The organism is Streptomyces sp. NPDC055749, from assembly GCF_053617235.1.
In genome coordinates this window covers 42,024-67,481 of the sequence record NZ_JBSHFH010000021.1, presented here as the reverse complement: position 1 = coordinate 67,481, position 25,458 = coordinate 42,024, and the positions used below count along the sequence as shown (strand labels likewise).

Below are 25,458 nucleotides of genomic sequence, written 5' to 3'. Positions count from 1 at the left end.
GCGAGGCCGGTGGCCGCGCATCCCGTGGGGGGTGTGCGCGGCCACCGGTTCTACTCCTCGCGCCCGTCCGGCCACACCCCGATGTGGTCCTGCTCCAGCTCCAGCATCACCCGGTGCTCCATGCCCAGCGCCTCGGTGTAGTCGGCCGGCAGCTGGAGCCGGCCCGCGCGGTCGAGCATCGCGTACTCGCGGGCCACCTGCGACTCCTTGCCCGTCGCCGCGTCGACCTCCGTGTGCCGCAGCACCTCGGAGGACGTACGGCCGTCGCGGATGGCTACCGTACGGCGCACCTCGCTCGCCACCGCCTGGTCGTGGGTCACGATCACGATCGACGTGCCCAGCTCCTCGTTGGCACGGCGGAACGCGGCGAACACCTGCTCACCGGTGGCCGAGTCGAGCTCGCCGGTCGGTTCGTCAGCGAGCAGCACCGAGGGGGAGTTGGCCAGCGCCACCGCGATCGCCACCCGCTGCTGCTGGCCGCCGGACATCTGCTGCGGACGCCGGTCGCGGCAGTCCGCCACCTCCAGCATCTGGAGCAACGACTCGGCGCGGGCGGCCTGTTCGCCGCGCCGGCCGCCGCCGCGCAACTGCATCGGCAGTGTGACGTTCTGGACGGCGGTGAGGTACGGCAGGAGATTGCGGGCGGTCTGCTGCCAGACGAAACCGACCACGTCACGGCGGTAGCGCAGCCGCTCCTTCTTGCCCATGGACAGCAGGTCGCAGCCCGCGACCTTCGCGGACCCGGCCGTGGGCACGTCGAGGCCCGCCAGGATGTTCATCAGCGTCGACTTGCCACTGCCCGAGGCACCGACCAGGGCCATCAACTCGCCCTCGGTGACGAGCAGATCGAGACCCTGGAGGGCCTGCACCTCCACGCCGTCCGTGGTGAAGATGCGTACCAGCCGGTCGCAGGCGATCAGCGCGTCATGGCCGTACGAGGGCCGGTCGCGGCGTGCGGCGGCCCGCTGTTCGAGCTCCGCCAGGGTGGTCTCGGTCGTCGACGTCATCGGGTGTCTCCTGCCCTGAGTTCGGTGATCGATCCACGACGGCTCGCCCACCAGGCCTGGACACCGGCGACGGCGGCGGCGAGGAGGACCACGCCGAGCGCCGGAAGTGCCAGTGACCAGAGGTCGGCCCGCAGTGAAGCGGTGTGCGGTACATCGGCGGCACCGCGCGCCCCGGACAGTGCCAGCGAGACCAGGTCGACGCCCGGCGCCAGCAGCGCGATGGTCGCCCAGCCGACGAGCAGCCCGCCGACGGCGGCGAGCAGCGCCTGCGGCATCGCCTCCAGGGCCAGCAGCCGCCTGCCCTGCCCGGTGGTCAGCCCCATGGTGCGCAGTCTCGCCAGCAGGGTGGTGCGTTCGGGCGCGGTCCGCAGCAGCGACAGCAGGACGGCGAGCAGCGCGTACCCGGCCCCCGCCACGATTCCCGCTCCGTAGATCCGTTCGGCGCCCGCCTGCAGAGGCGTGTCGACGAACGACTCGCGCTCCTCGGACCGCAGGCGTACGACGAAGTCCTTGCCCGCGTCTTCGGCAGCGGCGCTCAGCGCCTTCGCGTCCAGTGCCTCGCCGGTGACCAGCAGCGTGGTGTTCTGCCGCAGGGTGAGCGAGGCGGAGTTGACGACGAGGAACTCGGAACTGCTCACCGCGGGAGTGGCCGGCCGGACGCCCACGACCCGCACCTTGAAGTCTCCGGCGAGTGTCTCGACGGCGTGCGGCCGGTCGCCGAGGCGCGCGGCGACGGACGGCGAGGCGATCGCGGGCAGCACCCGGTCGTCCGAGTCCGGCGCACCCTTGGGCAGGGGCGCCGAGGGGCCGGTGGCCTTCAGCGGCCCGGCGGGGAACGGCTGTAGTCCGGTGGCGCGGGCCAGCCGGTTGTACGAGTCGGGGTCGACGCCGATCAGCGTCGCCCCCTTCGTGCCCTGGGAGCCGTCCTTTCCGGGCGGCAGCTGAACGCCGTACTCGATCTGTACGGGTGCCACGTCCCGTACGCCGCCCGCCGCGCGCACCTCCCGGGTGAAACGGTCCGTCACCGGCGTCGCGTCGCCCTGCCCGCTGATCCGGGCATCCGCGCCGACGGCCGCGAGTGCCGCGTCGTCCCGGGCGTCCGTCACACCGGCGAGCACCGAACCGCCGAACGCCGCCGTGGTCAGGGCGATCAGCAGGGCGAGCAGCGGGAGTGTGCCGCTCGCCGACGAACGCCCGGCGCGGGCCAGCGACAGGAAGCCGATCGCACCCCGCGTCCGGGCGACGGGGCGGGAGGCAAGCCGCAGCGGCAGCGGGTAGAGCCGTACGAGGACGAGCGCCGCGATCAGGCCGACGAGCACGGGGGCGGAGGAGACGAGCAGGTCGGTGCCCCCGGCCGATGCGGTGCCCCGGCGGCGCAGCGCGGTGACCGCGCCGACCGCCAGTACCAGCACGGTCAGTTCGGCGACGGTGCGCCGCCGCGAGGGCCGGGCGCTCATCATGTCGTCCCGGGCCCCGTGCAGTTGGGGTCTGCGGTGCTGGAGCGTCGTCAGCAGGGGGAGCGCGATGCAGACCAGTGCGGCGACCGCGCCGGCGCCCGCCACCGCGGGCCACAGCCGGGCGTCCCCGACGAGGAGCACGGCGAGCAGCAGGCCGAGCGCCGCCGCGGGCAGCACGGTCACGGCCGTCTCGCCGAGCAGCCTCCTGCCGATGCCGGCGAGTGAGGCGCCGCGCGAGCGCAGCAGCGACAGTTCGCTGTGCCTGCGGCTCGCGGTCAGCCCTCCCGTCATCAGCAGGACCACCCCGGCGACCGCGCCGATCCCGACCGCGGCGACCGCGACGACGGGGCTGATCGCGCCGCGCATCGCCTCGTGGGAGAGGAGGATCTGGTCCAGATCCGTGGTCAGCGTCGCGGTGGGGCCCGCGATGTCCCGCATGTTCAGCAGTTCGGGGCCGCGCTCCATCGAGGCGACGGCGGCCCGGAGCGGGGCGGCGTCCAGCGAGGTGAGGTGCGCGGCGTCCGGTGCGATGCGCCAGAACAGCTCGGGTTCGCCCGTCGTGGACAGCAGCGCGGGACCGGCGTCCGGTGCCAGCAGCAGCGTGGCCGCCCAGTAGAAGACGGGAGTGGGGGAGTCGGGCGCCGGGACCAGCGAAGCGGCACGCATCAGGGGCTCGGCGGACCAGTAGGCGCTCTCGGGGTCCCGGGGGGTGACGATCCCGGTGATCCGCAGGGTCAGCGGCTTCCCGTCGTGCGTGGACACGGCGATCTTCGAACCGACCTCGATGTCCAGCGAGGCGGCGGACTCGGTCGTGACGGCCGCCTCCACCTCCCGGGTGGCGGGGGTGACCTCGCCCCGGCTGGCGGGCCAGCGCCCGGCGCTCAGGGTGCTGTGCTCGGACAGCGCCGACGGGGCCGCGTACGTGAACTGAGGGGGGAAGGCGTTGGGGCGCGGCAGCCAGGGCTCGGTGGCGGGCACCGGCTTCGTGGTGTGCACCCCGTACGAGGAGTTCGCCGCGTCGGGCCGTACGGGGGAGGGCAGCGAGCCCAGGAGCTTGCCGTGGACCTCGGCCAGCTTCGCCCGCCGCGACGCGTCGGCCCGTTCGTCCACGCTGAGCCCCATGGGCAGCGTCGTCACTTCGAGCAGACTGCGTTCCGGGCTCGCCGAGCCGACGTCGTGGCGCAGCCCCTTCGTCTCGTACGCGTCCACGGAGCGCGGGAACGCGGCGGCGAGGAACGCGGTGAGCAGCACGAGCACGGCGAGCGCGGCGGCGGCGCCGGGAGCGGTACGCAGCCGGGTGCGTACCCAGGGGGCGCAGGCGGCGGGACCACGGGGGACGCGGCCTGAGGTGGCGTTCTTTTCGGCGCTCATGTCAGTTGTCCCCCTGGTGGCGCAGCGATACCGCCGGGTCGGCCCGGCGCAGCGCGATCGCCGCGACGATCAGCAGCGGCAGTGCGGCGACACCTGCCAGCAGCCCGGCGATCTGCCCGGCGGGCAGCTGCACCAGCACGGCCGGAACCGGTTGGGCGGCCTGGCCGGTCAGCACGATGAGCGGCACGACCGCCCTGGTCAGGACCGCGCCGAGCGCGAGCCCTGCCAGCAGTCCGATGGCGATCAGCACGCCCTGTTCGGCGGCGATCATCCGGGCCAGCTGGCGGCGCGGCGCGCCCAGCGCCCGCAGCACGGCGAACTCGGCGGAACGTTCGCGCTGCGAGCCGACGGCGCTCACCGCGAAACCCACCGCCGCCAGCGCGGCTCCGACCACGGCGACGGCCAGCAGCGCGGACTGCGGGCCTGCCCCCAGCGGATCGCTGACCAGGTCATCGGCCACCTCGTCGCGTACGTGGACCTGCGCCGGGTCGGTGTCGGGCAGGGCGCGCAGCTGGGCGGCGACGTTCTTCGCGTCGGCCGGGCTGTTGGTGCTCAGCCACCACTCGGTGGGGCTGAGCAGGGAGGTCGAATCGTGGGCGAACACCTGGGTGAGGGCCCTGAGATCGAGCAGAAGCGCTCCGCCGTCCCCGGTGGAGCCGCCCCCGCCGGAACCGGACGATCCCGCAGCGGTGGCGGCCGGGCCTGTCGTGGGCAGCTGCCTGACCACCTTCGTGATCTTCACGCGCACCTGCTCACCGCCGAGCGGCACATCGATGCTCTGGCCCTTCTTCGCCCCCGAAGCCTTCAGGAACGCGTCCGTCGCCACGGCGTTCAGCGCCGGGGCCTTCGAACGGGCCGAGGTGACGCGGATGCTGTTCACCGGCGGGAGGAACCCCGCGTCCTCCTCGGCCACAAGACCGGTGCCGTAGTCGAGCGACAGCGCGGCCCCTGCGGGAACCGACGGCGCCAGGCCGGGCCCCTGCTGGTCCTCGCCTCCCACGCTGACCGTCAGGGCCGCCTGCCAGCGGAAGCCGTCCGGCACGGGCACCGGCTTCTCGGCGCCGCCGCCGGCCACCGTCCGCAGGGCGGTCACCGACAGCCGGTGCTGCTCGGCGCTGCCGACGGGCGGCTTGTCGTCCAGCTCGAAGCCGGTCAGGGCCAGTTCACCCGCGGCGGAGACCGGGACGGACACGGAGTGCGGCCTGCCGTCGGCCGGCACCGGTCCGGCGAGGGCCCGGTACGGCAGACCGAAACGGTCCTCGAGGAGAACGGCGACCTGCGGCGTGCGGCCCGAAGGGGACGCCCCGTCGCGGGCGGCCGTATCGGTGATGCGCACGTCGAACCTCAGCTGCGTGCCACCCTTCGGCAGCACAAGGCCGGGCCGGTCCGTCCGCGGCGGAGCCAGCGAACGCAGGAGCCCGGACGGGGAGCCGTCGGCGAGATCGTCGCGCAGCATCATCCGCTCGTCGGCGTGCGCGGTGTCCAGGGCGAGGATCTGGGCCGTGCGCTCGCCGGAGAGTTCCATGCTCGTGCGGTACGCGGGCGCCGCCTCCCGTACCCCGTCCAGCGCGCCGTACGCACCCGCCTTCGCCGGATCGCTGTTCGGCCCGCCCGTCATGCGTACGGAAGCCCCGGACCTGAAATCCGCCTGGTCACCCTGCGAACGGTCCCAGGACGCGCTCTGACCGATGGCCAGCATGCCCATCGCCACGGACAGGACCAGCAGCAGCACAGGACCCGCGCCGCGCAGCGGCCGACGGCTGAACTGCCAGCCGGCCAGTGCCGTGGGCAGCCCCCGGCCGCTCGCGGCGCGGCGCTCGGCGAGTCTCGCCGCGGGCGGCAGCAGCCGCAGCGTCAGGACCGTGCCCGCGAGCAGCGCCAGCGCGGGAGCGGCGACCAGCAGCGGATCGATACCGAGCTCGCCCTCCTGGTCCCCGCTCAGGGCGCCGCTTCCGGAGGCCCCCGTCTGCCGGTCGAGCTGCCAGTACGCCACCGCCGCGATCAGCAGAAGCCCCACATCGGCGCCCGCCCGCACAGGCCCGGGGAGCGAGGCCGCACGGCCGCGCCCACCACCGCCACCGGAGGTCAGCGCGGGCGCCACCACGGCGAGCGCACACGCCAGTGCGACACCGGCGGCGACCAGCCATACGGTCCCGGACGCGCTGCCGTCCAGGCGCACCCCGATCCGGGAGAGCTCGCTGCGCTCGGCGAGCAACCGGGTCAGCGGCCCCGCGAGCAGGGGCGCGACGACGGCCGCGGGCACCGCGAGCATCAGGGCCTCGATCGCGGCGAACGAGGTGATCCGGCCGCGCGAACCGCCACGGGCCCGCAGCAGCTCGGTCTCGCCGCCCCGCTCGCTGCTCAGCAGCCTCGCCACCAGCAGCAGGGCGTAGGCGGCGAGCAGCACCAGCTGAACGGCGACGATCATCAGCGTCGAGCGCGAGACCAGCAGCGCCTTCTCGATCTGTTCGAGCACCGTGGGCAGCGAAGTCCGCACGGACGCGCCGTCCTTGAACACCTCGGTGGCGAGCAGGGCCTTGGGGCCGTCGGTCGACGCCTGGTGCAGCGCGTCCATCCGGCCGGTGGTGACCGTACGGAAGTCCGCGCCCGCCAGCCAGGACGTCTCTCCCGGGCTGACCCGTCCGGAGGCGAGCACCGCGGGATCGGTGAGCAGTGGACCGTAGGTGGTGAAGACGACCTTGCGGACGCCGCGTCCGGCGAGCGGGTCCAGCTGCCAGTACGGATCGGCCTGGTCCACGGCCTCGTACAGACCGGTGATCCGGATCTTCAGCGGTTTGCCGCCCAGCCGGTCGGTGAGGGTGAGCCGGGCGCCGGCCTTCACCTTCAGGACCTCGGCGGCGGTGCCCGGCAGAGCGACCTGTACGAGCCCGTCGCTCTTCCCGCTCCCGGCCTCGGGCATGCGGCCGGAGGTGATCCGGATCCGGCTGTGGTCCAGCGCCGCGAACTGCGTCAGATCGGGGTCGCCGCGCCGGGCGGCCGGAGCCTGGAGGCCGCGCGGCAGGGCGTAAGGACCGGAGAGCTCCAGCTTCCGTACGGTCACGGGGAGCCCGGCGAAGGTGTCGCGGGCCGCCTCGCGGGCCGTGGCGTCGGCTTCCTCGCGCTGATCGCGGTCCACCTGGGCGGATACGACGAGCGAGGCCGAGGCGGCGGACCGGTGAGTGAGCGAGTGGCGCAGCGCGGCGTCGCCGATGGAACCGGAGAACGCGGTGAGCGCGGCGAGCACGGAGGTGGTCAGGAGCACGGCCAGTACGGCCGCGGCGAGCAGGAGCCGGTGGGCCCTCACGCGCAGAAAGACGAACCCCGTCACCTGACCCCCAGACACCCTGAATACGCACGCCCCCCGACGCTTCCAGGGATGCTTTCAGACAGCACGGGGTTATGGAAACCGCTTGCGGGTGCACCTTGATGGGATCGTGACCGTTATCCGGCCGCGGAACACCGGATTCCGGTGGCACTCCGCGGCCGGCCCTCCGTGATCAGCCCTCCGTGTTCACCATCGAAGCGGCGGCGTAGGTCAGGTAGTTCCACAGCTGCTGCTCGTGCTCGGCGGACAGCCCGAGCTCGTCGAGTGCGATCCGCATGTGGCCGAGCCAGGCGTCGTGCGCGGCCCGGTCGACCTGGAACGGTGCGTGCCGCATCCGCAGCCGAGGGTGCCCGCGGTCGTCGCTGTACGTCCGGGGGCCGCCCCAGTACTGCATGAGGAACAGCGTGAAGCGCTCCTCGGCCGGGCCGAGGTCCTCCTCCGGGTACATCGGACGCAGCAGCGGGTCATCGGCGACACCCTGGTAGAAGCGGTGCACCAGGCGCCGGAAGGTCTCCTCGCCGCCGACCTGCTCGTAGAAGGTCTGCTCCTGAAGCGTGTCGCGCGGAATCTCAGTCACGTGTCCATGGTCGCAGACGCACCGGCCGAGGACCGGGGTCCTAGGACCCCGGACCCCGTCCCGGTCCCTCAGTCCCCGCGGGGCACCCAGCGATGTCCGTAACGGCGGGAGAGCAGCCCGCCGACGACGGTGGCCGCACCGCACAGGGCCGTCGTCGCTGCCAGGGTCACGCCCAGCAGCATCTCCGGCGTATCTCCCGCCCGCGCGAACAGCTGTGAATGGAGCGTCGCGATCAGCCCGGCGAACAGTGTGCTCAGCACGACCGCGCAAGCCATCGGCGCACCCATTCCCCACCAGGCGAGCCGCACATGGAAGCCCACCCCCGCTGTGTACCCGGCCAGAGGGGCCAGGTCCTCGGCGCGGTCCAGGAAGCCGTGCAGCAGGCCGGCGAGGCCGGTGAGGATCAGCAGGAACAGCCCGATCGAGCCGGTCAGCAGCACCCAGTCCACCGTCCGGGCCCGGGTCGCCGAACCCGTCACAAACGCCTCCCCGGGCGCTCCCACGGAGACCGGACCGAAGGCGGCACGCGCCGCGCGCTGCACACGGTCCTCGTGCGGATCCGTCATCAGTACGGCGAAGTGGCCGGTGCGTGCGAGCAGTTCGGGTGCGTCCGGCGTGGCCATGACCTGCGGGGCGCCGTTGGTCATCCAGCGCAGCGCTTCGGTGCGAGGTGTCGCCCCGGTGAAGACGTCCTCCAACGAACGTGCCGTGCCGCGCGGGCAGGCGCGCAGTGCGCCGAGCCGGGCGAGCGTCGCGCAGGGAGCCTCGATCACGAGCTGTTGGCCCTCACCGCTGCCGACGCGCAGCAGCTGGTCGCCCGGGTCGAGACCGGCCGTGAAGCGCAGGCCCGGGGCGCGGCCCTGCTCGGCGGTGTCGACCTGCAGCATCCGTCCGTCGAGCCGCTGACTGAGTGCGGTGGCGGCCCGTGCCTCGGCCGTCAGATCGGTGACCGCGACCTGGGCCTGGGCGAGCAGACCGAGCAGGATGGCGAGCGAGGCGCTGGCCCGGGCGATCACACCGGGGTGGGCGGCGGCCCATCGCCCGCCGATCAGCCGGGCGGCGTTGTCGCGTCCGCGTCCGGTGAGCCGGCCGGAGAGCCGGACGGCCGCCCGGCCCAGGAGCGGCGGCAGCCCGGCGAGCGCGAGTACGGTGCCGAGGAGGAAGAGCCGGTAGCCGTACGTCCCCGAGATCAGCGCACCCCACAGCATGAACAGTCCGCCGGCCCCGGCCAGCCACCCGGGCCAGAGCGCGGCACGGTCCGTGAACGGGCGCGGACGGTTCCCCCCGGTGCCGCGTGGTCGCAGATGCAAACCTGCGAAGAGAGCGCACAGCGCCACCCAGACCACCGGTACCACGAGCAGGAACGGGATCAGGACCGCTCGGAGGTCATCGGCGGCGATCCAGTAGCGGGTGACCGGCAGCCTCATGTCGACGAAACACAGGACGGCCAGTGGCAGAGCGGCAGCCGCGGTGCCGAGCGCGAGCGGCCGGGCGCACTCGCCGACGCTGATCCGGGCCCGCACGGAGCGGCCGGCCCCCAGGGCGTAGAGGGCCGCCAGCCGGCGGTCCCGGCGTTTGGCGCCCAGCCGGGAGCCGGTGACCAGCAGTACGGCAACGGGGAGCCCGAGGAACGGGCTGATCAGCCAGTACAGATCACTCTCGGATCGAGAGCCGCCCTGGCTCGAGAAATACTCCGGCCCGCCCTGCGGGGACCCGAAGCCGGGAATGGAGAGGGCGCTGCCGAAATCGCCGAGCTTTATCCCTTCGGGGGCCCGCGCGTAGACGAGCAGCTCACCGGGATCGACGAGCCCGGCTGCGGAGATCTTCCCCCCGTACGTTCCGTAACGCTCGGTGGCCTGTGGCATCGCCTCCAGCAGCGCGGGCGAGACGAACGCCTCGCCAGGTGCGGGCCAGCGCGGAAGACCGGGTGGCAGGGGCGCCTCGGCGACGATCGGTTCGATGTACACCACGGAGAACGCGCGCTGCTGCCGGCTGTCCACGCTCTCCAGCCAGCGCAGGGCGGGCTCGCTGTCCGGATCGGTCAGGACCGGCATCCGTGCCGCGCCCCTGGTCTCCCGGGCCTCGTACACGGCGTGGACCGTCAGTACCGACCAGACCAGCAACACGGTCGCCGCGGCGGCCAGGGCCAGGCAGGCGCCCTGGAGCAGCACCCGGGGATCTCCGGGTGCGTGTGCGGTACGCCTGCCGATCGCCAGCAGCTGCGCGGTGGCGCCCCGGCGCGAGCGGCTCACCCGCGGACCGGTCCCGTCATGTCCGGGTGCGGCTGCTCGCTCAGGATGCCGCCGGAGAGCCGGAGCGTCACGTCGGCACGGGCCGCCACCACGGGGTTGTGGGTGACGACCACCAGTGTGCACTGCCGGGCCGCGGGCAGCGCGAACAGCAGGTCGCAGACCTCGTCGGTGGCCTCCTCGTCGAGCGCGCCGGTGGGTTCGTCCGCCAGGATCACCGGCGGCCGGGTGGACAGCGCGCGGGCCACGGCGACCCGCTGGCGTTCACCTCCGGAGAGGGACCCGGCCGGCGAATCGGCGACGGAGCCGACACTCAGCTCGTCCAGCAGCCGTTCAGCCGTCGGATACGCCTCCTTACGGGCGTCGCCACCGATCAGCAGCGGCAGCGCCACGTTCTCCACAGCGGAGAGCTCCGGCAGCAGTTCGCCGAACTGGTACACGAACCCGAGCGTGGCCAGACGCCACGCCGCGGCCTTCGAGGGCCGCAACGTGGCGACATCGGTGCCGCACACCTCGACGCGTCCGGCGGTCGGCCGTCGCAGCCCGGCGAGGCAGGAGAGCAGTGTGCTCTTCCCGCTGCCGCTGGGCCCGGTCACGGCGACCGACCGCCCGGCCGCTGCGGTCAGCGACACCGAGGCCAGCAGAGTGCGACCGCCGAGTTCACAGGTCAGGCCGGAGACGTTCAAGGTGTGCTGGACCATGGTTCAGAAGTGCGTCTTCCAGGGGGAACAGGCATCGGGGAACGCGGAGATGTTCTCGCACGCGCGGATCTTCCATACGAGGTTGCTGCTGGACCCGGAGGAGGTGCAGGTCCCGCTGCCTCTCGTCTCCTCGACGCGTCGGTAGTCGGAGTCGATCGACCGGTAGTAGTTGGTGTAGACGCTGGATCCGTCGAGCTCCCGGTCGCATACAGCGACCGATTCGTGGTCATTCTTGATGTAGGCGAAGTCGTCGCCCTGGTAGGTGTAGACAGCGTTGCCGAACGCGGTGTTCGCGCCCAGTAACGCGGTGGTCGCCCCGATGAGGACCGCACCGACACGCATGGTTCTCCGACGCACGTTGAACCTCCGAAGAAGACAGCAAGAAGATGAGCACCCACTGATGGCGGGTGCCCGAACTGTGTTGCGGACGTGAACGTATGGTCCGCGCAAAGTGAATAGCGAGTCTGTGCGAAGGGTTCGGCCAGAAGTCGTTCACCCGAGACCTGATCCCGACTGCTCGCTTGTCCGCCTCCGTCGCAGGAAAGTGGAGTTATGGGCGCACACCTGGACCACTACACGGCCGACGGCGCGGAGGCGCGGTGGGCCATGGTGCGCGCCGTCCTCGCGGACGGCGGCCTGCGCGACCCCAACTGGCGGGCCGCCTTCGAGGACGTCCCCCGCCATCTGTTCGTGCCCTACTACTTCGCGGGCCCGGTGGGCCGGGAGGAGCGGCTGTGGTGCGAGGACCCCGATGCCGGGCGGCGTGCGCGCTGGCTGCGCGGGGCATACGAGGACGCGCCTCTGGCCACCCGTATCAAGGACGGCGCACTCGTCTCGTCGAGCAGCAGGCCGTCACTCATGGCCCGGATGCTGGAGGCCCTGGACGTCCGTGACGGGCACACCGTCCTGGAGATCGGCGCGGGCACCGGCTACAACGCCGCCCTGCTCGCCCACCGGCTCGGGGACTCCGCGGTGACCACGGTCGATCTGGACCCGGAGATCACGGAGTCGGCCCGCCGTCATCTGGCGGCGGCCGGCTACCGGCCGGCCGTGGTCACGGCCGACGGGGCGCGCGGCTGCCCCGAGCGGGGCCCGTACGACCGGATCATCGCTACCTGCGCGATGCCCTGCGTACCGCAGTCATGGCCGGCGCAATGCAGTCCTGGCGCGCGCATCCTCGCCCCGCTCGCCACGGGTCTGGTCGCCCTGGACGTACGGGAGACCGCGCACGGGCGGTGTGCGGAGGGGCGGTTCCTGGACACGCCCGCGTACTTCGTGCCGCTGCGCGGGGCGTTGCCGCTGCCCGCACAGCTCCAGCGCCTCGGCGGTCTGCCGGGGCGCATCGTCGAGAACGACCTGTTCCGCTTCCTGCTGACCCTGACCGCGGGCGCCCTCGATCCGCACGAGGCCCTCTCCCTCTGGCAGCGCGAACAGCGCCCCCGGAGGGAGAGGTACGGCATCACGGTCGGGCAGGGCCGGCAGTGGGCCTGGCTCGACGACCCGGAGGGGCCGTACGTCTGGCCGGTCGCCGGCTGCCAGGACCTCAGCCGCGACGGAGCGTGATGGTCGTCCAGGCCCCGACATGCACCTGGTCGCCGTCCTGGAGCGGGACGGGGACGTAGGGCTGGATCGGGTCCTCGGCGGTGTTGAGCGTGGTGCCGTTGGTGGAGTTCTGGTCGACCACGGCCCAGCCGCCGTCGGGCTGCTGCACGAGCACGGCGTGCTGGTGCGAGACACCGGGGTCCTCCGGCGGCACGGACAGATCGATGTCGGGGGACTCGCCCGTGCTCTGCCGGCGGCGACCGATGGTGATCTGGTTGCCGGTCAGCGGAAGGTGCTGCTCCGGGGAGTACGCGGGCAGGTTGAGCCCGGTCGCCTCGGGGCCGCTGCGCTGCATCATCGCCAGGAAGTACTCGCGGTCCGGGGCGATGACGGCCGTCCAGGTGGTGGACTGCTGGTTCTGACCCTGCCCCTGGTTCTGCTGACCCTGAGCCTGACCCTGAGCCTGCCCCTGGTTCTGCTGGCCCTGGCCCGGGAACGGCTGCTGCATCGGCTGCTGGAACCCCTGCTGCTGCGGGGCGGGCGGCTGCGGGGCGGGCGGCTGCGGGGCGGGCGGCTGCGGGGCGGGCGGTTGCGGAGCCATGCCCTGCGAGGGCGGCGGCAGCAGCCAGTCGTCGCCACCCATCGGCGGAGCCTGCGGCTGCGAGGGTGCGGGCGGCGCGGACTGCTGCTGGAATCCCTGCGGCGCCTGCTGTTGCGGCGGCTGCTGGAACGACGGCGGGGGCGGCGGGCCCTGCTGGAACGAGGGCGGAGGCGGCGGGCCGGGGTGGCCGCCCTGCTCGGGCGAGAGCGGCTCCGCCGGACGGTTCATCTGCGAGGGACGCGAACTCTGGTACTCGAACGGGTCCCGCTGCTGCTGCGGGGGCGGCGGCGGTCCCTGCTGGGCCTGGAAGCCGGGCGGCAGGTTCAGACCGGGCACCGGGGCACCCGGCACGCCCTGCTGCGGGGCGAGCGGGGTGTACGAGGTCGCCGTGTTCGTGAGGAAGTTCCAGCGGCACTCCTCGCAGAAGGGTGCCATCGCCTCACGCGGGGTGCGGCACTGCGGGCAGAGCTCGGCACGGGCGGTCGGCTCACCGGGGCCGGAGCCCTGCGGGTAGCCGTAGCCGGGCGCGGGCGGCGGGGGAGGCGGCGGGGGAACTGCGCCCGCAGGCGCGCCCGCCCCGGCCATGCGGTGTCCGCAGACCTCGCACCAGTCCTCGGAACCCGACTGGTGTCCGTTCGGGCAGGTCGGCATGTCGGCGCTTCCCCCTCTCCTCGTCCGGCCCGGGGGCCGTCATGCTCGTTCGGTTGCCGGGTGTCGCTTCGTTGTTACTTCTTGACGCGAACGGTCTTGGTCGAGCGCGTTTCGAGGGTCATCTCGTCCGCCTCCGCGACCTTTGCCTTCAGTCGCACAGTACCGGTCGCCGCATCGACGACGTCGACCACCTTCGAAAGCAGTTTCGCAGTGTCCTCGTTCCCGGAGGCCGACGCCAACTGCACCGCACGGCCGAGCTTCGCGGTCGCCCCGTCGAAGTCTCCCGACTTGCGTGCATCGAGTCCCTGCTGGATGACTTGTGCCAGTTCGGCCTGACCCGTGTAGTGCGCGACCTGCGGATTGATCGACGTGGACGCCACCATGTCGTCCGTCCACACCGCTCGTACAAGACCCTGCGAAAGGGTCTGCGGAGCGCCGCCCGACGGGTCGGGCAGGATCAGCGAGACCCGTGCCGCCAGCATCTCCTGGCCGATTCCGGCCTCCGGGACCAGCACACAGACGTGGTAGTCGCGGGACTCGTCGCCCCAGGAGCCGGTCGGATAGTCCCCGGCGCGCGGACCCGCCTCGGTGCGGCGGCCGGTCAGATCGGCGACGGTGGGCGCCACCTGCTTGACGAATCTGATCTCGACCCCGACGGGCGTCCAGAGCCGCAGCGCCACGTCCGCGACCTCCTTGCCCATCGCGTTCTCCATCATCCGCGTGAAGTCCGCGGCCAGCCCGGAGGGGTCGGCGACGATGTCGGCCGTGCCGAGCAGCGCGGAGGCGATGGCTGTGACCTCTTTCACCTCCCAGTCGGTGCCGACACCGCGGGCGTCGCACGTGAAGCGGCCCGCGCAGGCGTCGAGCGCGGAGCGCAGATCCTCCGGCGACTCGTGCTCGTTGCGGCCGTCCGTCAGCAGGATGCCGTGCCGGATGTTCACATCGGCGGCGCCGAGCAGCCGGTCCGCGAGCCGCAGCCAGGTGCCGATCGCGGTGCCGCCGCCCGCGCTCAGCCTGCGCAGCGCGTCCTTGGCCTGGGCCTTGGTCTGCGCGTCGGCGGTGGCGAGCCGCCCGTTGCCCGGATAGACGTCCTTGGCCACATGCGTACCCGCGACCACCGCGAACTGCGTGCCGTCGCGCAGGGTGTCGATGGCCGCCGCCGTCGCGTCACGCGCGTTGCGCATCTTCGTCGGCGGGTAGTCCATCGAACCCGAACAGTCGACCATGATCACCACGGCGGCGTTCGGCACCTGCCCGGGGATGTGCGCGGGCGTCGGGGACGCCCCGGTCAGCGGCACTCCACCGGTGGTGCCCCCGCCCGTCGAGGTGACGGTGACGATGCCGTTGACCTCACGGCCGCCCTCGGGCAGATATTCGTTCTGGTACACCTCGACGGAGAACTGCGGCACGTTCGACTTGGAGAAGTTGGCCATCTGATCGGCTCCTTGAGGCTCCACATAGGTCGGATCAGGTCGTGCGGGACGAAAAGCGGGACTCAGGCGCTGCTCCAGGGGGTTGCTGCCCCCTGAGGCGTCACGGCGAACGGCAGCAGAGCCACTGTTACGTTGTCGTGCCCCCCGCCGTCGAGCGCGTGACCCACCAGCACCTGAGCGCCGTGCAGCGGCCGTTCGTGCGCGTCCGTGGGCACGGCCGCCGCCATCTCCACGGCGGATTCCGCGTAGTTCCACAGGCCGTCCGTGCAGACCACGACCAGGCCGGGGCGGTCCGGCTTGAACGAGGCGGTGTGCGGCTCCAGTTCGTACGCGTCGGCGCCGAGCCAGCCCGTGATGGCGTGGGCGCGCTCGTCCGCGTACGCCTCCGCCTCGTTCATCAGGCCCGCCGCCACCATCTGCGCCGCCCACGAGTCGTCCTCGGTGAGCCGGGCGGGTGCGATGGTGCGGTCGTCGGGCACCCAGTAGACCCGGCTGTCGCCGACCCATCCGATGACCAGCAGGCCGCCCGCCATGATCGCGCCGACCAGGGTGCACGCCGGGGCGTTCTGATGGCGGTGCTGATCGTGCTCCATCGCCTGGCCCGGCTCCTCGGCCAGCGCGTTGACCGCATCGGACGCGGCGATGATCGCCTCGTGCATGGCCTGCTGCGGGTGCGTGCCGCGCGGCAGGGATTCCAGCAACGCCTCGTTGGCGGCGCTCGCGGCGGCGGCCGACGCCTCGTCGGGGCGGCTCGCCGACGAGACGCCGTCGCAGACGATCGCGACGACGGCGGGGGAGCCGTCCGGCAGGGCGGTGGAGGACACGGCGAACGCGTCCTCGTTGCGGTGGTGGCGCAGGCCCCGGTCACTGACCGCGGCCACCGAACCGAGCTCCCGCTCCATGTGATCGCGTTCGCGGGGCTGGGCGTGGCCGCAGTTCTCGCAGTAGCCGTCGGTGTCCACATGGCCCGAACGGCAGGCCACGCAGAGCTTGCCGCCGCCCGCCGGGGCGGCGGTGTGCTCGGCGGTACGCGGGTCGGGAGCCGCTGAGGGCGCGGCGGAGGGCGCCGCGCCGGGCGCCGCCAGCTCGAAGTCGTCCGAGCCCGGTGCCGCCCCGCCCGGCACGTCGTGGCGTACGGCGGGATCCGTGGTGGGGAGCGCACTGCCGCCCGAGTCCGTGCCCGGCAGGTCGGTCGCACGGTGCACGGGCGCGGGCAGATCGGAACTGTCGGTCTCGGAGGCGGCCGGCCACTCGACCGGCGAGGCTTCCGGCCCGCTCCCGCCCGGCGCCGGTACGGCGATCGCGATCGTCGGCCGGTCGTCCGGCGGCGAGGGCACGGCCGACAGGTCGTACCCGCACGCACCGCAGAACAGGTCGCCCGTCTCCAGCGGCTCCTCGCAGCCGGGGCAGTTGGACAAGGAGGTCTGCTGGTGGATCTGTGACATCTTCACACCCACGTCCGGGGGCGGAAACGGTTGGCCCGCTCCACCAGTTCGATCCGCTCGTCGCCACGCTGTGCGAGCCGGGCGAGCATCCGGTACGAGCGCTCCAGGCCGAATCTGAGGCCCCGCTCGTCCAGTTCACTGCCCAGCAGCATCCTCGGGCCCGAAGGTGTGTGCTGCGACGGGACCGGTGAGGGTGCCGCCGGACTACCGGAGAGTACCCAGTCGAGCGCGGTACCCAGAACCTCGGTCGACAACTGCTCGCGGCGCACCGCGTCCAGACCGAAGCCCGCGAGGCCGGTCACCTGGTCCGCGGCGGCCGACAGATCGTTGATCAGCGGCTCCTGCGGGGCGCGCTCGCGCAGCCGCGCCCGGACCGCGGCGACCCTGGCCGCCGTGTAGTGGATCGACGCCTCCGGTACGGACTCCAGCGTCCGTACGGCCCCGACCCGGTCACCGGCGGCGATCTGCACCCGGGCCAGGCCGAAGGCCGCGCTGACGAAGCTCGGGTCGGTCGTCCACACCAGCCGGTAGTACTCGGCGGCGTTGTCCAGCTGGCCGAGGACCTCCGCGCAGATGCCGAGGGCCAGCTTGGGGGCGGGCTCTCCGGGGAACGCGTCGTAGACCGCGTCGAAGGACAGCGCCGCGTTCTCGTTGTCCCCGGTCACCAGCGAGGTGATGCCGCGGTACCAGACGACCCGCCAGTCGTCGGGGTGCCGGTCCTCCAGATCGCCCAGCGCCCGTACGCCCGCGTCGAGTTCGTTCATCTCCAGCCGGGCGCGCAGCTCTCGCAGCCGCGTCTCCAGCGAGGCCGCGGGCACTGCCTGCAGCGCGGTGATCAGCTCGGCGGGCGCGGAAGCCATCACTCCGGCGAGGAAACCGGCGTTCGGGTCGTTCGCGTCGACCCGGGGGACCGGCAGCGCGAGCGAGGTCGCCCGCGCGTCGAGCCCGGCGAGCCGCGGCCCCCCGCCCGTGTACGCCCCGGGGAGTGCGCCAGGCGCGGGGGCCGAGGCGCGAGGAGCCGGAATCCCGGCCTGCGTCGGCGCGTACGCGAGCACCGCGCCACCACCGCCCGTGCCGCCGCTATTCGTGCCACCGCCGCCACGGACATGCGTGGCGGGCGCCGAGAGCGGAGCGGCACCCGCGGCGCCGTACGCCGCGGGGGCCCCGGCGGGCGGACCGGCGACGGCCCCCACCGGAGGCATGGCCGCCATCACACCCGGAGCGGGCGGCACGGCCGCCGCACCCGCGCCCCGCTTCCGCCGGCCGCCACCGGCCTTCGTCTCCCGGCCGCCGAGCCGCGACACGTCGCCCGACAGCTCGGCGAACAACTCGGTGTCCGTCACGCGCAGTTCCGTACCGAACAGCGTCGAGAGCGCCGGGCGTGGCCGCCCCGTCTGAAGGGCCACGACCTCGCGCAGCACCCCGGTCAGCTGCTCGGCCATCTCCGTCGCCGAGGCGAACCGCCGCGCCGGGTCCGGGTCGGTGGCCCGCACGAGGAGCCGGTAGAACGACTCGTACCTCCGGAACACCTCGATGTTGTCCGGGTCGGGCAGCGAGTCCACGAACACGTTCGTATAGCCCTGGAAGTCGAACGTGAGCACCGCGAGCGTCCGCGCGACCGTGTACAGGTCGGAGGCGACGGACGGGCCGACCTCCGCGACCTCGGGTGCCTGATAGCCCACCGTGCCGTAGATGGCCGACTCCTCGTCGTCCATCCTGCGCACCGCGCCCATGTCGATCAGCTTGAGCTGGTCCTCGGTCTGGATCGCGTTGTCGACCTTGAAGTCGCAGTACAGCAGGTTGCGGCTGTGCAGATGGCCCAGCGCCTCCAGTGCCTCGATGCCGTACGCGCACGCCTGCTCGACCGGCAGCGGATCCCGCTTCCCGGCCGGTGTGCGGCGCTCGTTGGCGATCTCCTTGAGCGCCTTGCCGCCCACGTACTCCATGACGATGTAGCCGTCGAGCGAGCCGGTCCGCTGGTCGAGGTGTTCGACGAAGTTGTAGATGCGGACGATGTTGGAGTGCTCGATCTCGGCGAGGAAGCGCCGTTCGGAGATCGCCGCGGCCATGGCGTCCTGGTCACCGGTGTCCAGCAGGCCCTTCAGGACCACCCACCGGTCGGACACGGCACGGTCCACCGCGAGATAGACCCAGCCGAGCCCGCCGTGCGCCAGGCAGCCCGCGACCTCGTACTGCCCGTGCACGATGTCGCCGCCGCGCAGCTTCGGTACGAAGGAGTAGGGGTGGCCGCACTTCGTGCAGAAACCCTCGGTGCGTCCCGGCCGCTCGCCGCGCGCCCGGCCCACCGGGGCCCCGCAGTCGGAGCGCGAACAGAACCGCTTGCGCTCCGGGACCTCGGGGTTCTCCATGACGGCGGTACGCGGATCGGGCCGCGGTACGTCGGGGACGAGCACCAGACCGGCACCCAGCCGGCCCCGGCCCGAGGAACCGGACGACGAGCCCGAAGAGCGCACCGAGACCGAACGGGCCGTCGCGCTGCCCGACAGCGAACGGGACAGCCGCCCGGAGACCGAGCGCCGCGACGTGGAAGAGCGCGAGGACGACCTCGACGAGGCCCGCGAACTCGAACGCTGCGAACTGCTGTTGCTGCCCCGGCTGCCCCTGCCGCCGCCCGCGATCCCGGTCGGCGGTGAACTGACCATGCCCGTCGGCGAGACGACCGGAGCGAGACCGCAGGTGTCGCAGTACAGCTCACCGCCGCCCATGTCCTCGTAGGCGCCCTCGCACTCGGGGCGCTGGCACTGCGTACTCATGATGTCTCCCCCTGTTCGCCCCGCCGGTCCTGCGGTCCCGGCGGCCGCTGCGGGGTCAGCAGCTCCGCCACTGCCCCCTGGAAACGCAGCACCGCCTGCTCGGCGACCCGCAGATCGCACGGCGCGCTCCACAGCATCCGGCGCGCCGTGTCGTACCGCTCCATGAGCATCGGGTCCTCCGCCAGACCGTGCCGGGCCACCTTCGCCTTGTACGCGTCCAGCCTGCCGCGCAGCTCCGCGCGGACCGCGAGCGGCGCCGTCACCGACGTCAACGACTCACGGGCCCGCAGCAGTTCGTCCTCGGCCTCGCGCTCCAGTGTCTCCAGGAGCGGGGACAGCCGGTGCCACTGGGCGTGCCTGCGGTAGTCGGACGCGGCAGCCAGCCGCTCCTGCAACGCGGTCGGCGGGCCGCTGACCGCCGGCACCTCGGACGCGGCTATCTTCGCCAGCACCTCGCCGCGCGCCGACCGGGCCTCGGCGAGCGTGCGGTCCGCGCGGGAGAGCACGTCACGCAGGTGGACCAGGCGCTGTTCCGCGTCCTGCCGGACCGCGAGCACCGCCTCGATCTCCCGCCGTACGTCCTCCAGGGCGCGGGCCGCCCGGTCGTAGCGCGTGGTGTCCGGCCGGCCGCCGCCGGGCGCCGCGCTGCCGGGACCCGGCAGCCAGAACGCCAGCGGATCGGATATCACCTGCACCCGGAGCGTCGTCAGCTCCTCGGTGATGGCCTCCAGGTCGTCACCGGCCGGATGCTCACCCGGCCGCACTCCGACGGAGTGCGCGAGCGAGGCGGTACGGCGCAGTTCGGCGGCGAGCAGATCTATCCGGGCGGGCAGCGCGGACCATACGGAGTCGGAGGCGACGACCATGTCCAGGGCCCGTGCGTACAGCTCGTTCATCCGGGCGACCAGCTCCTCCAGCGAGAACCGCTCGGAGAGCCTGGCGGGACCGGTGACCGAAGCGCCGGGCCCGGCCGCCGCGTGGGCCACGGTGACGCCCTGTCCGCGCAGCAGCTCGGTCAGGGCCAGCAGGTCGTCCCGGTTGGGGTAGCGCCTGCGGGCCCGCAGCGCGCGGGCCTCGGTGAGCGCCCCCGCGTACGCGTCGAAGTACCCCCACAGCAGCGTGATCGACTGCTCGGTGCCGGCCCAGCGGTCCTTCGTGACGCCGGTCAGCTCGGCGCCCTCCAGGAGCCGGCGGCCCGCATGGTCCTGGAGGGCGAGGAGCGAGGTCTCGATGGCCTCGTGCTCAGCGCCGAGCCGGGCCAGCGCACGGTCCGCCTCGTCCCGGTCCAGGACCGGGCCGGGGGGCCTCCCCGCGAAGCCGGGGAAGGAACCCGCCACGCCCATCGATCACCTCTCCGCTCTTGCCGTCCGGCCCGTGGGCCGGAGGATTCAGTTGCTCAGATACTTGGGCGCCGGCGGCGCCGTGATCCCCGGCAGGCCGGTGGCCAGCCAGAAGCGGTACGACTTCATCCAGGGGCTGTCCTTCCCGCCCTTGCGGTAGTCGACCAGCACCTGATTGACGCGGGCCACCAGGTCGTCCGAGCCCTTCTTCGCCGCCACGCCGTAGTACTCCGTGGTGAACGGCTTGGCGCCCTTGAGGGCGATGGCCGGGTCCTGGGCCGCCTGACCGGCCGCCAGCGCGTTGTCCGTGACGATCGCGTCGACCTCGCCGAGCTGGAGCCGGACCAGACAGTCCAGCTGGTTGGGCACGGTCAGCTGGTCCTTGTCCTGCTCGGTGCCGTCGGCCTCGTCCTTGAACACCGCGCCGAACGACTGCTTCTCCAGCGCCTCGAAGGCCGTGGAGCCCTCGGCCGTGCAGACCCGCTTGCCGTCCAGCGACTTGTCGTACCCGGTGATCGTGGACTCCTTCGGAGCCAGCACCTGCTGTCCGGCCTGGAAGTAGGCCGTCGAGAACGAGACCTGCTCCAGCCGCTTGCAGTTGATGGTCATCGTCCGCACGACGACGTCGACCCGTTCGTTCTCCAGAGCCGCGATGCGCTGGTTGGTGGGTATCGCACGGAAGATCACCGCGTCCCGGTCGCCCAGGATGTTCTGCGCGATGGCCCGCACCAGATCGATGTCGAAGCCTTCGAGCTCACGGGTCTCAGGGTTGCGGTAGCCCCAGCGGAAGCTGTTCTGGTCGACCCCGGCGACCAGCTTGCCGCGCTCCTTGATCTTCTCGATGCTCGGCCCGTCGTCGCCCGAGGGCAGAAGGCTGGCCTCCGGGTCCGTGCACTCGTCGGCGCGTGCGTGGACCGCCGAAGTCGCCCCCTGGCCCACGGTCTTCGTACCGAAGGATTCGTCCCCGCTGTGGGACAGCGGCAGCAGGGTGAGCGAGGCGGTGATCGCGCACGCCACCGCCATGCCCGTCACACCGCCCCAGCCGCGCAGCCTGCTGGGGCCGGACCGGTCTCGTCTCCTGGCCATCGCTCCCCCAGTCACCGGTACTCCGAGAGCCTGCGGTTGACTCCGACGACGGCGCCGACCGCGCCCAGCACACCGAGCACGGCCGCCCCGATCGGCAGCCCGCCCAGCGCCCCGCGCCCGTCCTTCGCCGCGTCGGTGAACTCGCCCTGCTCATGGTCGAGCGCCTTGCGCAGAGCCGTGTCCACCCGCTCGAAGGACTCACCCGTGGAGCCCTCCGGGCCGATGATCTGCTCCAGCGCACCCTCGTACTCGCCCTGGTCGTCGGTCGTACGGGCCTTGCGGTGGCGCTCCTGCCACTCGGACACGTTGTTGATGGCATCGACCACCGGCTCGCTCCCCTGGGTGCCCTTGGCGAGCTTCTCGGCGCTCTTCAGCTGTGCACCGAGAGCCTTCATGCCCGTGGTGTAGTCGGTCTCGTACTTGTCGTTCTTGCCGTCCGCCGTCAGCACCGCACCGCGGGCCACCAGCGTGAGGTTCTCGTTGGCGCGCGCCTTCAGCGAGTTGATCCGCGCGTCGTTGAGGACGTCCAGTGACTCCTGCCCGTTCACCATCGCCGCACGCAGCTCGGTCCGCGCCACCGTGTGTCCCACGGCCAGCCACAGCAGCACCACGGTGGACGCGGCGGTCGCCGCGATCAGCCCGTGGTTGAAGACCCGGTTCGTCCTGCGGTAGTTGCGCCGCTGCATCCACACCAGTGCGGCCAGGACCACGAGTCCGGCGCCGAGCGAGAGGTACGGCCACTGCCGGGCGTCGCCCGAGTCCTCGGTGAGGCGGCCCGTCTCGGCCTCGTACAGCCGCTCCGCCGCCGGCAGCAGCTCGTACGTCATCTTGTGGTTCGCGTACCGGAGATAGGCACCGCCGAGCGGCAGTCCCTGGCGGTTGTTGGCCCGGGCCCGCTCGATCAGACCGGTGTACACGGGAAGCAGCTCGGCCAGGGTGGTGATCTCCTGGCCGGACGTGGTCGAGGCGTCCGTGCTCGCAGCCGCTCTCACGAGCAGCCTGGAGGCTTCCGTGATGTCCTTCTCGTACTTCTCGTGCACGTCCTTGGGCTCCTGCGCGCCCGCGAGGAAGCCGCTGGCCGCCATCGTGTCCGCGTCGGCCAGGGAGCGGTAGATGCTCGCCGCGTCCGCGCTCAGCGGCTGGCTGCGGCTCACCACGTCGTCGGCGGCGGCGGACCGTGCGGAGATCTCCAGAGCCGTCACGGCCCCGAACGTCACCACCAGCAGGGCCAGTACGGCCCCGATGATCTGGAGCCTGCCGGGCTCGGTCGTCGCCGCGGCACGCAGCCGCTCCGTCGGTCCCGACCAGGCGCCGCGGCGCTGCGCGGGCGCGGGCACGGACGCGGGCGGTCGCCCGGGCGCACGCTCCCGTAGCGAGCCCCCATTCGGCGGGTATGTCACTTGACCTCCCCCTCGGTCACTGACTGCGGCACGGCCCCCCGGCCGAGCGGGGGACTGGTACCCGGCCAGCAGTATGGCCGAGGGACCGACATCCACACCAGGAACGCCCGGATCTTGCGTCGAAACGTCGGTCCGAAGCGGATGGGCCTCCCCACCATGAACACGATCGGGACGAGTGATCGGTTCCCTTGTCCGTGGCATACCTCATCGCCGGACGGGCTTCAGGATCAAGCCCGTCCGGCGATGACGACAGGATGAGGGCCGGACGTCACGCGTACTGCGCGCGCAGCCTCGCGTACACCTCGGGCGCCGCACCCGTGTGGTCCAGGCCCAGCAGCGCCGCGCCCAGCACCGGCGGCTGAGCGACCACCCGGATCACGGCCTTCGGGGCGCGGGCCGCCAGGAGTTCGGCGATCCGCCCGTCGAGCTGCGGATGCCGGGCGGCCAGCACACTGCCGCCCAGCAGCACCGGCGCCTCCTCGTCGAGCAGACCCAGGCGGGTCAGCGCGACCGAGGCCATGGCGACGACCTCGTCCGCCATCCTGTCCACCAGGGCGCGTGCCACCGGGTCCCCGGCCGCGCTCGTGGCGAACAGGACCGGTGTGAGCTCGTGCCGCGATGCGAACGGGATCCGCCCCCGGTGCAGGGCCTCGATCAGCTCGTACATCGAGCCGAGGCCGAAGTGCCCCGGCAGCGTGCGGGCCAGCTCGGTCGCCTCGCCGCGGCCGTCCTCGGCCCGCGCCGCGAACCACATGGCCTCCTCGGCGAGCCCCGAACCGCCGCCCCAGTCACCGGAGATCCGGCCGATCGCGGGGAAGCGGGCGGTGCGCCCGTCCGGCAGCATGCCGACACAGTTGATCCCCGCGCCGCAGACGACGGCCACGCCCCGCGGCTCGTCCACCCCGGCGCGCAGTATCGCGAAGGTGTCGTTGCGCACCTCCACCGTGCGTGCCCACTTCCTGGCGAGCAGAGCCTCCGTCAGCTCGGCTTCCTCGACGGGGAGATCGGCGTTGGCCAGACACGCGGACACATGGCCGAGCGGGTCGACGCTCCCGCCGCACTCGGCCAGCGCCCGGTCCAGGATCGCGCCCAGCACGTCCAGTGCCGCCCCGACACCGACGACCGGCGGCTGGAAGCCACCGCCGCGGGCCGTGGACAGAACCGTGCCGTCCTCACCGATCAGAGCCACATCGGTCTTGCTGTTCCCCGCGTCGATGGCGACGACCGAGACGTTCACGCCCACGCGAGGTGCTCCCGGTTGTGCGCGATCAGCCGGTCGGTGAGCGCCTCGGCGTACTCGTACTGACCGATCAGCGGGTGCGAGAGGAGCGCCTTGAATACCCGGTCCCGCCCGCCGCGCAGCGCCGCGTCCAGGGCGAGGTCCTCGTACGCCGTCACATTGGCGATCAGACCGGCGTACAGCGGGTCGAGACGGGGAACGGCGAGCGGAGTCGCCCCCGTGCCGTCGACCCGGGCCTGCACCTCGATCACGGCGTCGTCCGGCAGGAACGGCAGCGTGCCCTTGTTGTACGTGTTGACCACCTGCACCGCGGAGCCGCCCCCGCCGAGCAGCGAGGCCGCCAGGTCCACGGCGGCCTCCGAGTAGAAGGCACCGCCGCGCTTGCCGAGCAGCGCCGGCTTCTCGTCGAGCGAGGGGTCCCCGTACATCGCGAGGAGTTCCTTCTCCATCGCGGCGACCTCGGCCGCCCGGGACGGCTTCGTGCCGAGCTCCCGTACGACCTCGTCGTGCGCGTAGAAGTACCGCAGGTAGTACGAGGGCACGACGCCGAGCCGGTCGACGATCTCCCGCGGCATGCGCAGGTCGTCGGCGATGGCGCCACCGTGCTCGGCGAGCAGCTTCGGCAGCACGTTCTCGCCGTCGGGGCCGCCGAGGCGCACCCCGAGCTCCCAGGTGAGGTGGTTGAGCCCGACGTGGTCGAGATGCACCTCGCCCGGTGTCACGTCGAGGAGCCTGGCGAACTTCCGCTGGAAGCCGATCGCCACGTTGCACAGGCCGACGGCCTTGTGCCCGGCCTGGAGCAGTGCACGGGTGACGATGCCGACCGGGTTGGTGAAGTCGATGATCCAGGCGTCCGGGTTGGTGCGGCGCACCCGTTCGGCGATGTCCAGGACGACCGGCACGGTGCGCAGCGCCTTGGCGAGGCCGCCGGCCCCGGTGGTCTCCTGGCCGACGCAGCCGCACTCCAGCGGCCATGTCTCGTCCTGGTTGCGGGCGGCCTGCCCGCCGACCCGGAGCTGGAGGAGGACCGCGTCGGCGTCCGCGACACCGGCGTCCAGGTCGGAGGTGGTGGTGATCCTCCCCGGGTGGCCCTGCCTGGCGAAGATCCGCCGGGCCAGGCCGCCGATGAGTTCGAGCCGGTCGGCCGCCGGGTCGATGAGCACCAGCTCCTCGACCGGCAGGGTGTCCCGCAGACGTGCGAAACCATCGATCAGTTCAGGTGTGTAGGTGGACCCGCCACCCACTACTGCGAGCTTCAT

At 72.6% G+C, this 25,458-nt stretch carries 18 protein-coding genes; 2 read left to right on the top strand and 16 right to left on the bottom strand.

Annotation, left to right across the window (positions count from 1 at the left end):
* Nucleotides 1-50 precede the first annotated feature (50 nt).
* The 7 genes from ACWGO0_RS18095 to ACWGO0_RS18065 all read right to left on the bottom strand — a co-directional run bounded on the left by ACWGO0_RS18095 (nucleotide 51) and on the right by ACWGO0_RS18065 (nucleotide 11,029).
* Nucleotides 51-1,007, bottom strand: a complete 957-nt coding sequence (locus tag ACWGO0_RS18095; RefSeq protein WP_453535287.1) for an ABC transporter ATP-binding protein — start codon at nucleotides 1,005-1,007, stop codon at nucleotides 51-53.
* The gene (locus ACWGO0_RS18090) at nucleotides 1,004-3,835 is read right to left on the bottom strand and encodes an FtsX-like permease family protein (protein ID WP_453535284.1); all 2,832 of its coding nucleotides are present in this window, start codon (nucleotides 3,833-3,835) and stop codon (nucleotides 1,004-1,006) included. Before ACWGO0_RS18090 ends, ACWGO0_RS18095 begins: the two co-directional genes overlap by 4 nt.
* Nucleotide 3,836: 1 nt before the next feature.
* On the bottom strand, nucleotides 3,837-7,163 hold the full coding sequence (locus ACWGO0_RS18085; RefSeq protein ID WP_453535282.1) for an FtsX-like permease family protein: 3,327 nt from the start codon (nucleotides 7,161-7,163) through the stop codon (nucleotides 3,837-3,839).
* A 169-nt stretch (nucleotides 7,164-7,332) separates the two neighbouring features.
* Nucleotides 7,333-7,737 carry a globin gene (locus ACWGO0_RS18080; RefSeq protein ID WP_453535279.1) on the bottom strand — a complete coding sequence of 135 codons (405 nt, stop codon included), beginning with the start codon at nucleotides 7,735-7,737 and terminating at the stop codon, nucleotides 7,333-7,335.
* A 68-nt stretch (nucleotides 7,738-7,805) separates the two neighbouring features.
* Complete coding sequence (locus ACWGO0_RS18075; protein ID WP_453535277.1) at nucleotides 7,806-9,989, bottom strand: hypothetical protein; 2,184 nt, start codon at nucleotides 9,987-9,989, stop codon at nucleotides 7,806-7,808.
* Complete coding sequence (locus tag ACWGO0_RS18070) at nucleotides 9,986-10,687, bottom strand: ABC transporter ATP-binding protein (protein ID WP_453535274.1); 702 nt, start codon at nucleotides 10,685-10,687, stop codon at nucleotides 9,986-9,988. Before ACWGO0_RS18070 ends, ACWGO0_RS18075 begins: the two co-directional genes overlap by 4 nt.
* A gap of 3 nt (nucleotides 10,688-10,690) precedes the next feature.
* Complete coding sequence (locus ACWGO0_RS18065; RefSeq protein ID WP_453535271.1) at nucleotides 10,691-11,029, bottom strand: hypothetical protein; 339 nt, start codon at nucleotides 11,027-11,029, stop codon at nucleotides 10,691-10,693.
* A gap of 210 nt (nucleotides 11,030-11,239) precedes the next feature.
* Between ACWGO0_RS18065 and ACWGO0_RS18060 the strand changes: the two genes are divergently transcribed.
* A complete protein-coding gene (locus ACWGO0_RS18060; RefSeq protein ID WP_453535269.1) occupies nucleotides 11,240-12,250 on the top strand; it encodes a methyltransferase domain-containing protein in 1,011 nt (336 codons plus the stop codon).
* Here ACWGO0_RS18060 and ACWGO0_RS18055 read toward each other — a convergent pair.
* From ACWGO0_RS18055 to ACWGO0_RS18040, 4 genes are all read right to left on the bottom strand, one after another.
* Nucleotides 12,231-13,481 carry an FHA domain-containing protein gene (locus ACWGO0_RS18055; RefSeq protein ID WP_453535266.1) on the bottom strand — a complete coding sequence of 417 codons (1,251 nt, stop codon included), beginning with the start codon at nucleotides 13,479-13,481 and terminating at the stop codon, nucleotides 12,231-12,233. The two genes, ACWGO0_RS18060 and ACWGO0_RS18055, sit on opposite strands and share 20 nt — an antisense overlap.
* 74 nt (nucleotides 13,482-13,555) lie before the next feature.
* Nucleotides 13,556-14,914 carry a vWA domain-containing protein gene (locus ACWGO0_RS18050; protein WP_453535263.1) on the bottom strand — a complete coding sequence of 453 codons (1,359 nt, stop codon included), beginning with the start codon at nucleotides 14,912-14,914 and terminating at the stop codon, nucleotides 13,556-13,558.
* 62 nt (nucleotides 14,915-14,976) lie between these two features.
* The gene (locus tag ACWGO0_RS18045) at nucleotides 14,977-16,359 is read right to left on the bottom strand and encodes a protein phosphatase 2C domain-containing protein (RefSeq protein WP_453535260.1); all 1,383 of its coding nucleotides are present in this window, start codon (nucleotides 16,357-16,359) and stop codon (nucleotides 14,977-14,979) included.
* A 2-nt stretch (nucleotides 16,360-16,361) separates the two neighbouring features.
* Nucleotides 16,362-18,833 carry a tetratricopeptide repeat protein gene (locus ACWGO0_RS18040; RefSeq protein WP_453535423.1) on the bottom strand — a complete coding sequence of 824 codons (2,472 nt, stop codon included), beginning with the start codon at nucleotides 18,831-18,833 and terminating at the stop codon, nucleotides 16,362-16,364.
* Here ACWGO0_RS18040 and ACWGO0_RS18035 point away from each other — a divergent pair.
* Nucleotides 18,727-19,095 (top strand): hypothetical protein, encoded by a 369-nt coding sequence (locus ACWGO0_RS18035; RefSeq protein WP_453535434.1) that lies wholly within the window; start codon nucleotides 18,727-18,729, stop codon nucleotides 19,093-19,095. The two genes, ACWGO0_RS18040 and ACWGO0_RS18035, sit on opposite strands and share 107 nt — an antisense overlap.
* 34 nt (nucleotides 19,096-19,129) lie before the next feature.
* Here ACWGO0_RS18035 and ACWGO0_RS18030 read toward each other — a convergent pair whose 3' ends face one another.
* From ACWGO0_RS18030 to ACWGO0_RS18010, 5 genes are all read right to left on the bottom strand, one after another.
* Nucleotides 19,130-20,476 (bottom strand): hypothetical protein, encoded by a 1,347-nt coding sequence (locus ACWGO0_RS18030; protein ID WP_453535257.1) that lies wholly within the window; start codon nucleotides 20,474-20,476, stop codon nucleotides 19,130-19,132.
* Between the two features lie 45 nt (nucleotides 20,477-20,521).
* A complete protein-coding gene (locus ACWGO0_RS18025; RefSeq protein WP_453535255.1) occupies nucleotides 20,522-21,559 on the bottom strand; it encodes a glutamate ABC transporter substrate-binding protein in 1,038 nt (345 codons plus the stop codon).
* Nucleotides 21,560-21,570: 11 nt separating this feature from the next.
* A complete protein-coding gene (locus ACWGO0_RS18020) occupies nucleotides 21,571-22,959 on the bottom strand; it encodes a hypothetical protein (RefSeq protein ID WP_453535252.1) in 1,389 nt (462 codons plus the stop codon).
* Nucleotides 22,960-23,227: 268 nt separating this feature from the next.
* Nucleotides 23,228-24,202, bottom strand: coding sequence for an N-acetylglucosamine kinase (locus ACWGO0_RS18015; RefSeq protein WP_453535249.1), 975 nt, complete (start codon nucleotides 24,200-24,202; stop codon nucleotides 23,228-23,230).
* Entirely contained in the window at nucleotides 24,193-25,458 is a 1,266-nt protein-coding gene (locus ACWGO0_RS18010; RefSeq protein WP_453535246.1) for a 6-phospho-beta-glucosidase, read from the bottom strand. The genes ACWGO0_RS18015 and ACWGO0_RS18010 overlap by 10 nt, the downstream gene beginning before the upstream one ends.

Bases quoted from the DNA above. Each gene is read 5' to 3' on its own strand.
- ACWGO0_RS18095 (WP_453535287.1), bottom strand. From the start codon at position 1,007: ATGACGTCGACGACCGAGACCACCCTGGCGGAGCTCGAACAGCGGGCC.
- ACWGO0_RS18090 (WP_453535284.1), bottom strand. From the start codon at position 3,835: ATGAGCGCCGAAAAGAACGCCACCTCAGGCCGCGTCCCCCGTGGTCCC.
- ACWGO0_RS18070 (WP_453535274.1), bottom strand. From the start codon at position 10,687: ATGGTCCAGCACACCTTGAACGTCTCCGGCCTGACCTGTGAACTCGGC.
- ACWGO0_RS18065 (WP_453535271.1), bottom strand. From the start codon at position 11,029: ATGCGTGTCGGTGCGGTCCTCATCGGGGCGACCACCGCGTTACTGGGC.
- ACWGO0_RS18060 (WP_453535269.1), top strand. From the start codon at position 11,240: ATGGGCGCACACCTGGACCACTACACGGCCGACGGCGCGGAGGCGCGG.
- ACWGO0_RS18055 (WP_453535266.1), bottom strand. From the start codon at position 13,481: ATGCCGACCTGCCCGAACGGACACCAGTCGGGTTCCGAGGACTGGTGC.
- ACWGO0_RS18050 (WP_453535263.1), bottom strand. From the start codon at position 14,914: ATGGCCAACTTCTCCAAGTCGAACGTGCCGCAGTTCTCCGTCGAGGTG.
- ACWGO0_RS18045 (WP_453535260.1), bottom strand. From the start codon at position 16,359: ATGTCACAGATCCACCAGCAGACCTCCTTGTCCAACTGCCCCGGCTGC.
- ACWGO0_RS18035 (WP_453535434.1), top strand. From the start codon at position 18,727: ATGACGGCGGTACGCGGATCGGGCCGCGGTACGTCGGGGACGAGCACC.
- ACWGO0_RS18030 (WP_453535257.1), bottom strand. From the start codon at position 20,476: ATGGGCGTGGCGGGTTCCTTCCCCGGCTTCGCGGGGAGGCCCCCCGGC.
- ACWGO0_RS18025 (WP_453535255.1), bottom strand. From the start codon at position 21,559: ATGGCCAGGAGACGAGACCGGTCCGGCCCCAGCAGGCTGCGCGGCTGG.
- ACWGO0_RS18010 (WP_453535246.1), bottom strand. From the start codon at position 25,458: ATGAAGCTCGCAGTAGTGGGTGGCGGGTCCACCTACACACCTGAACTG.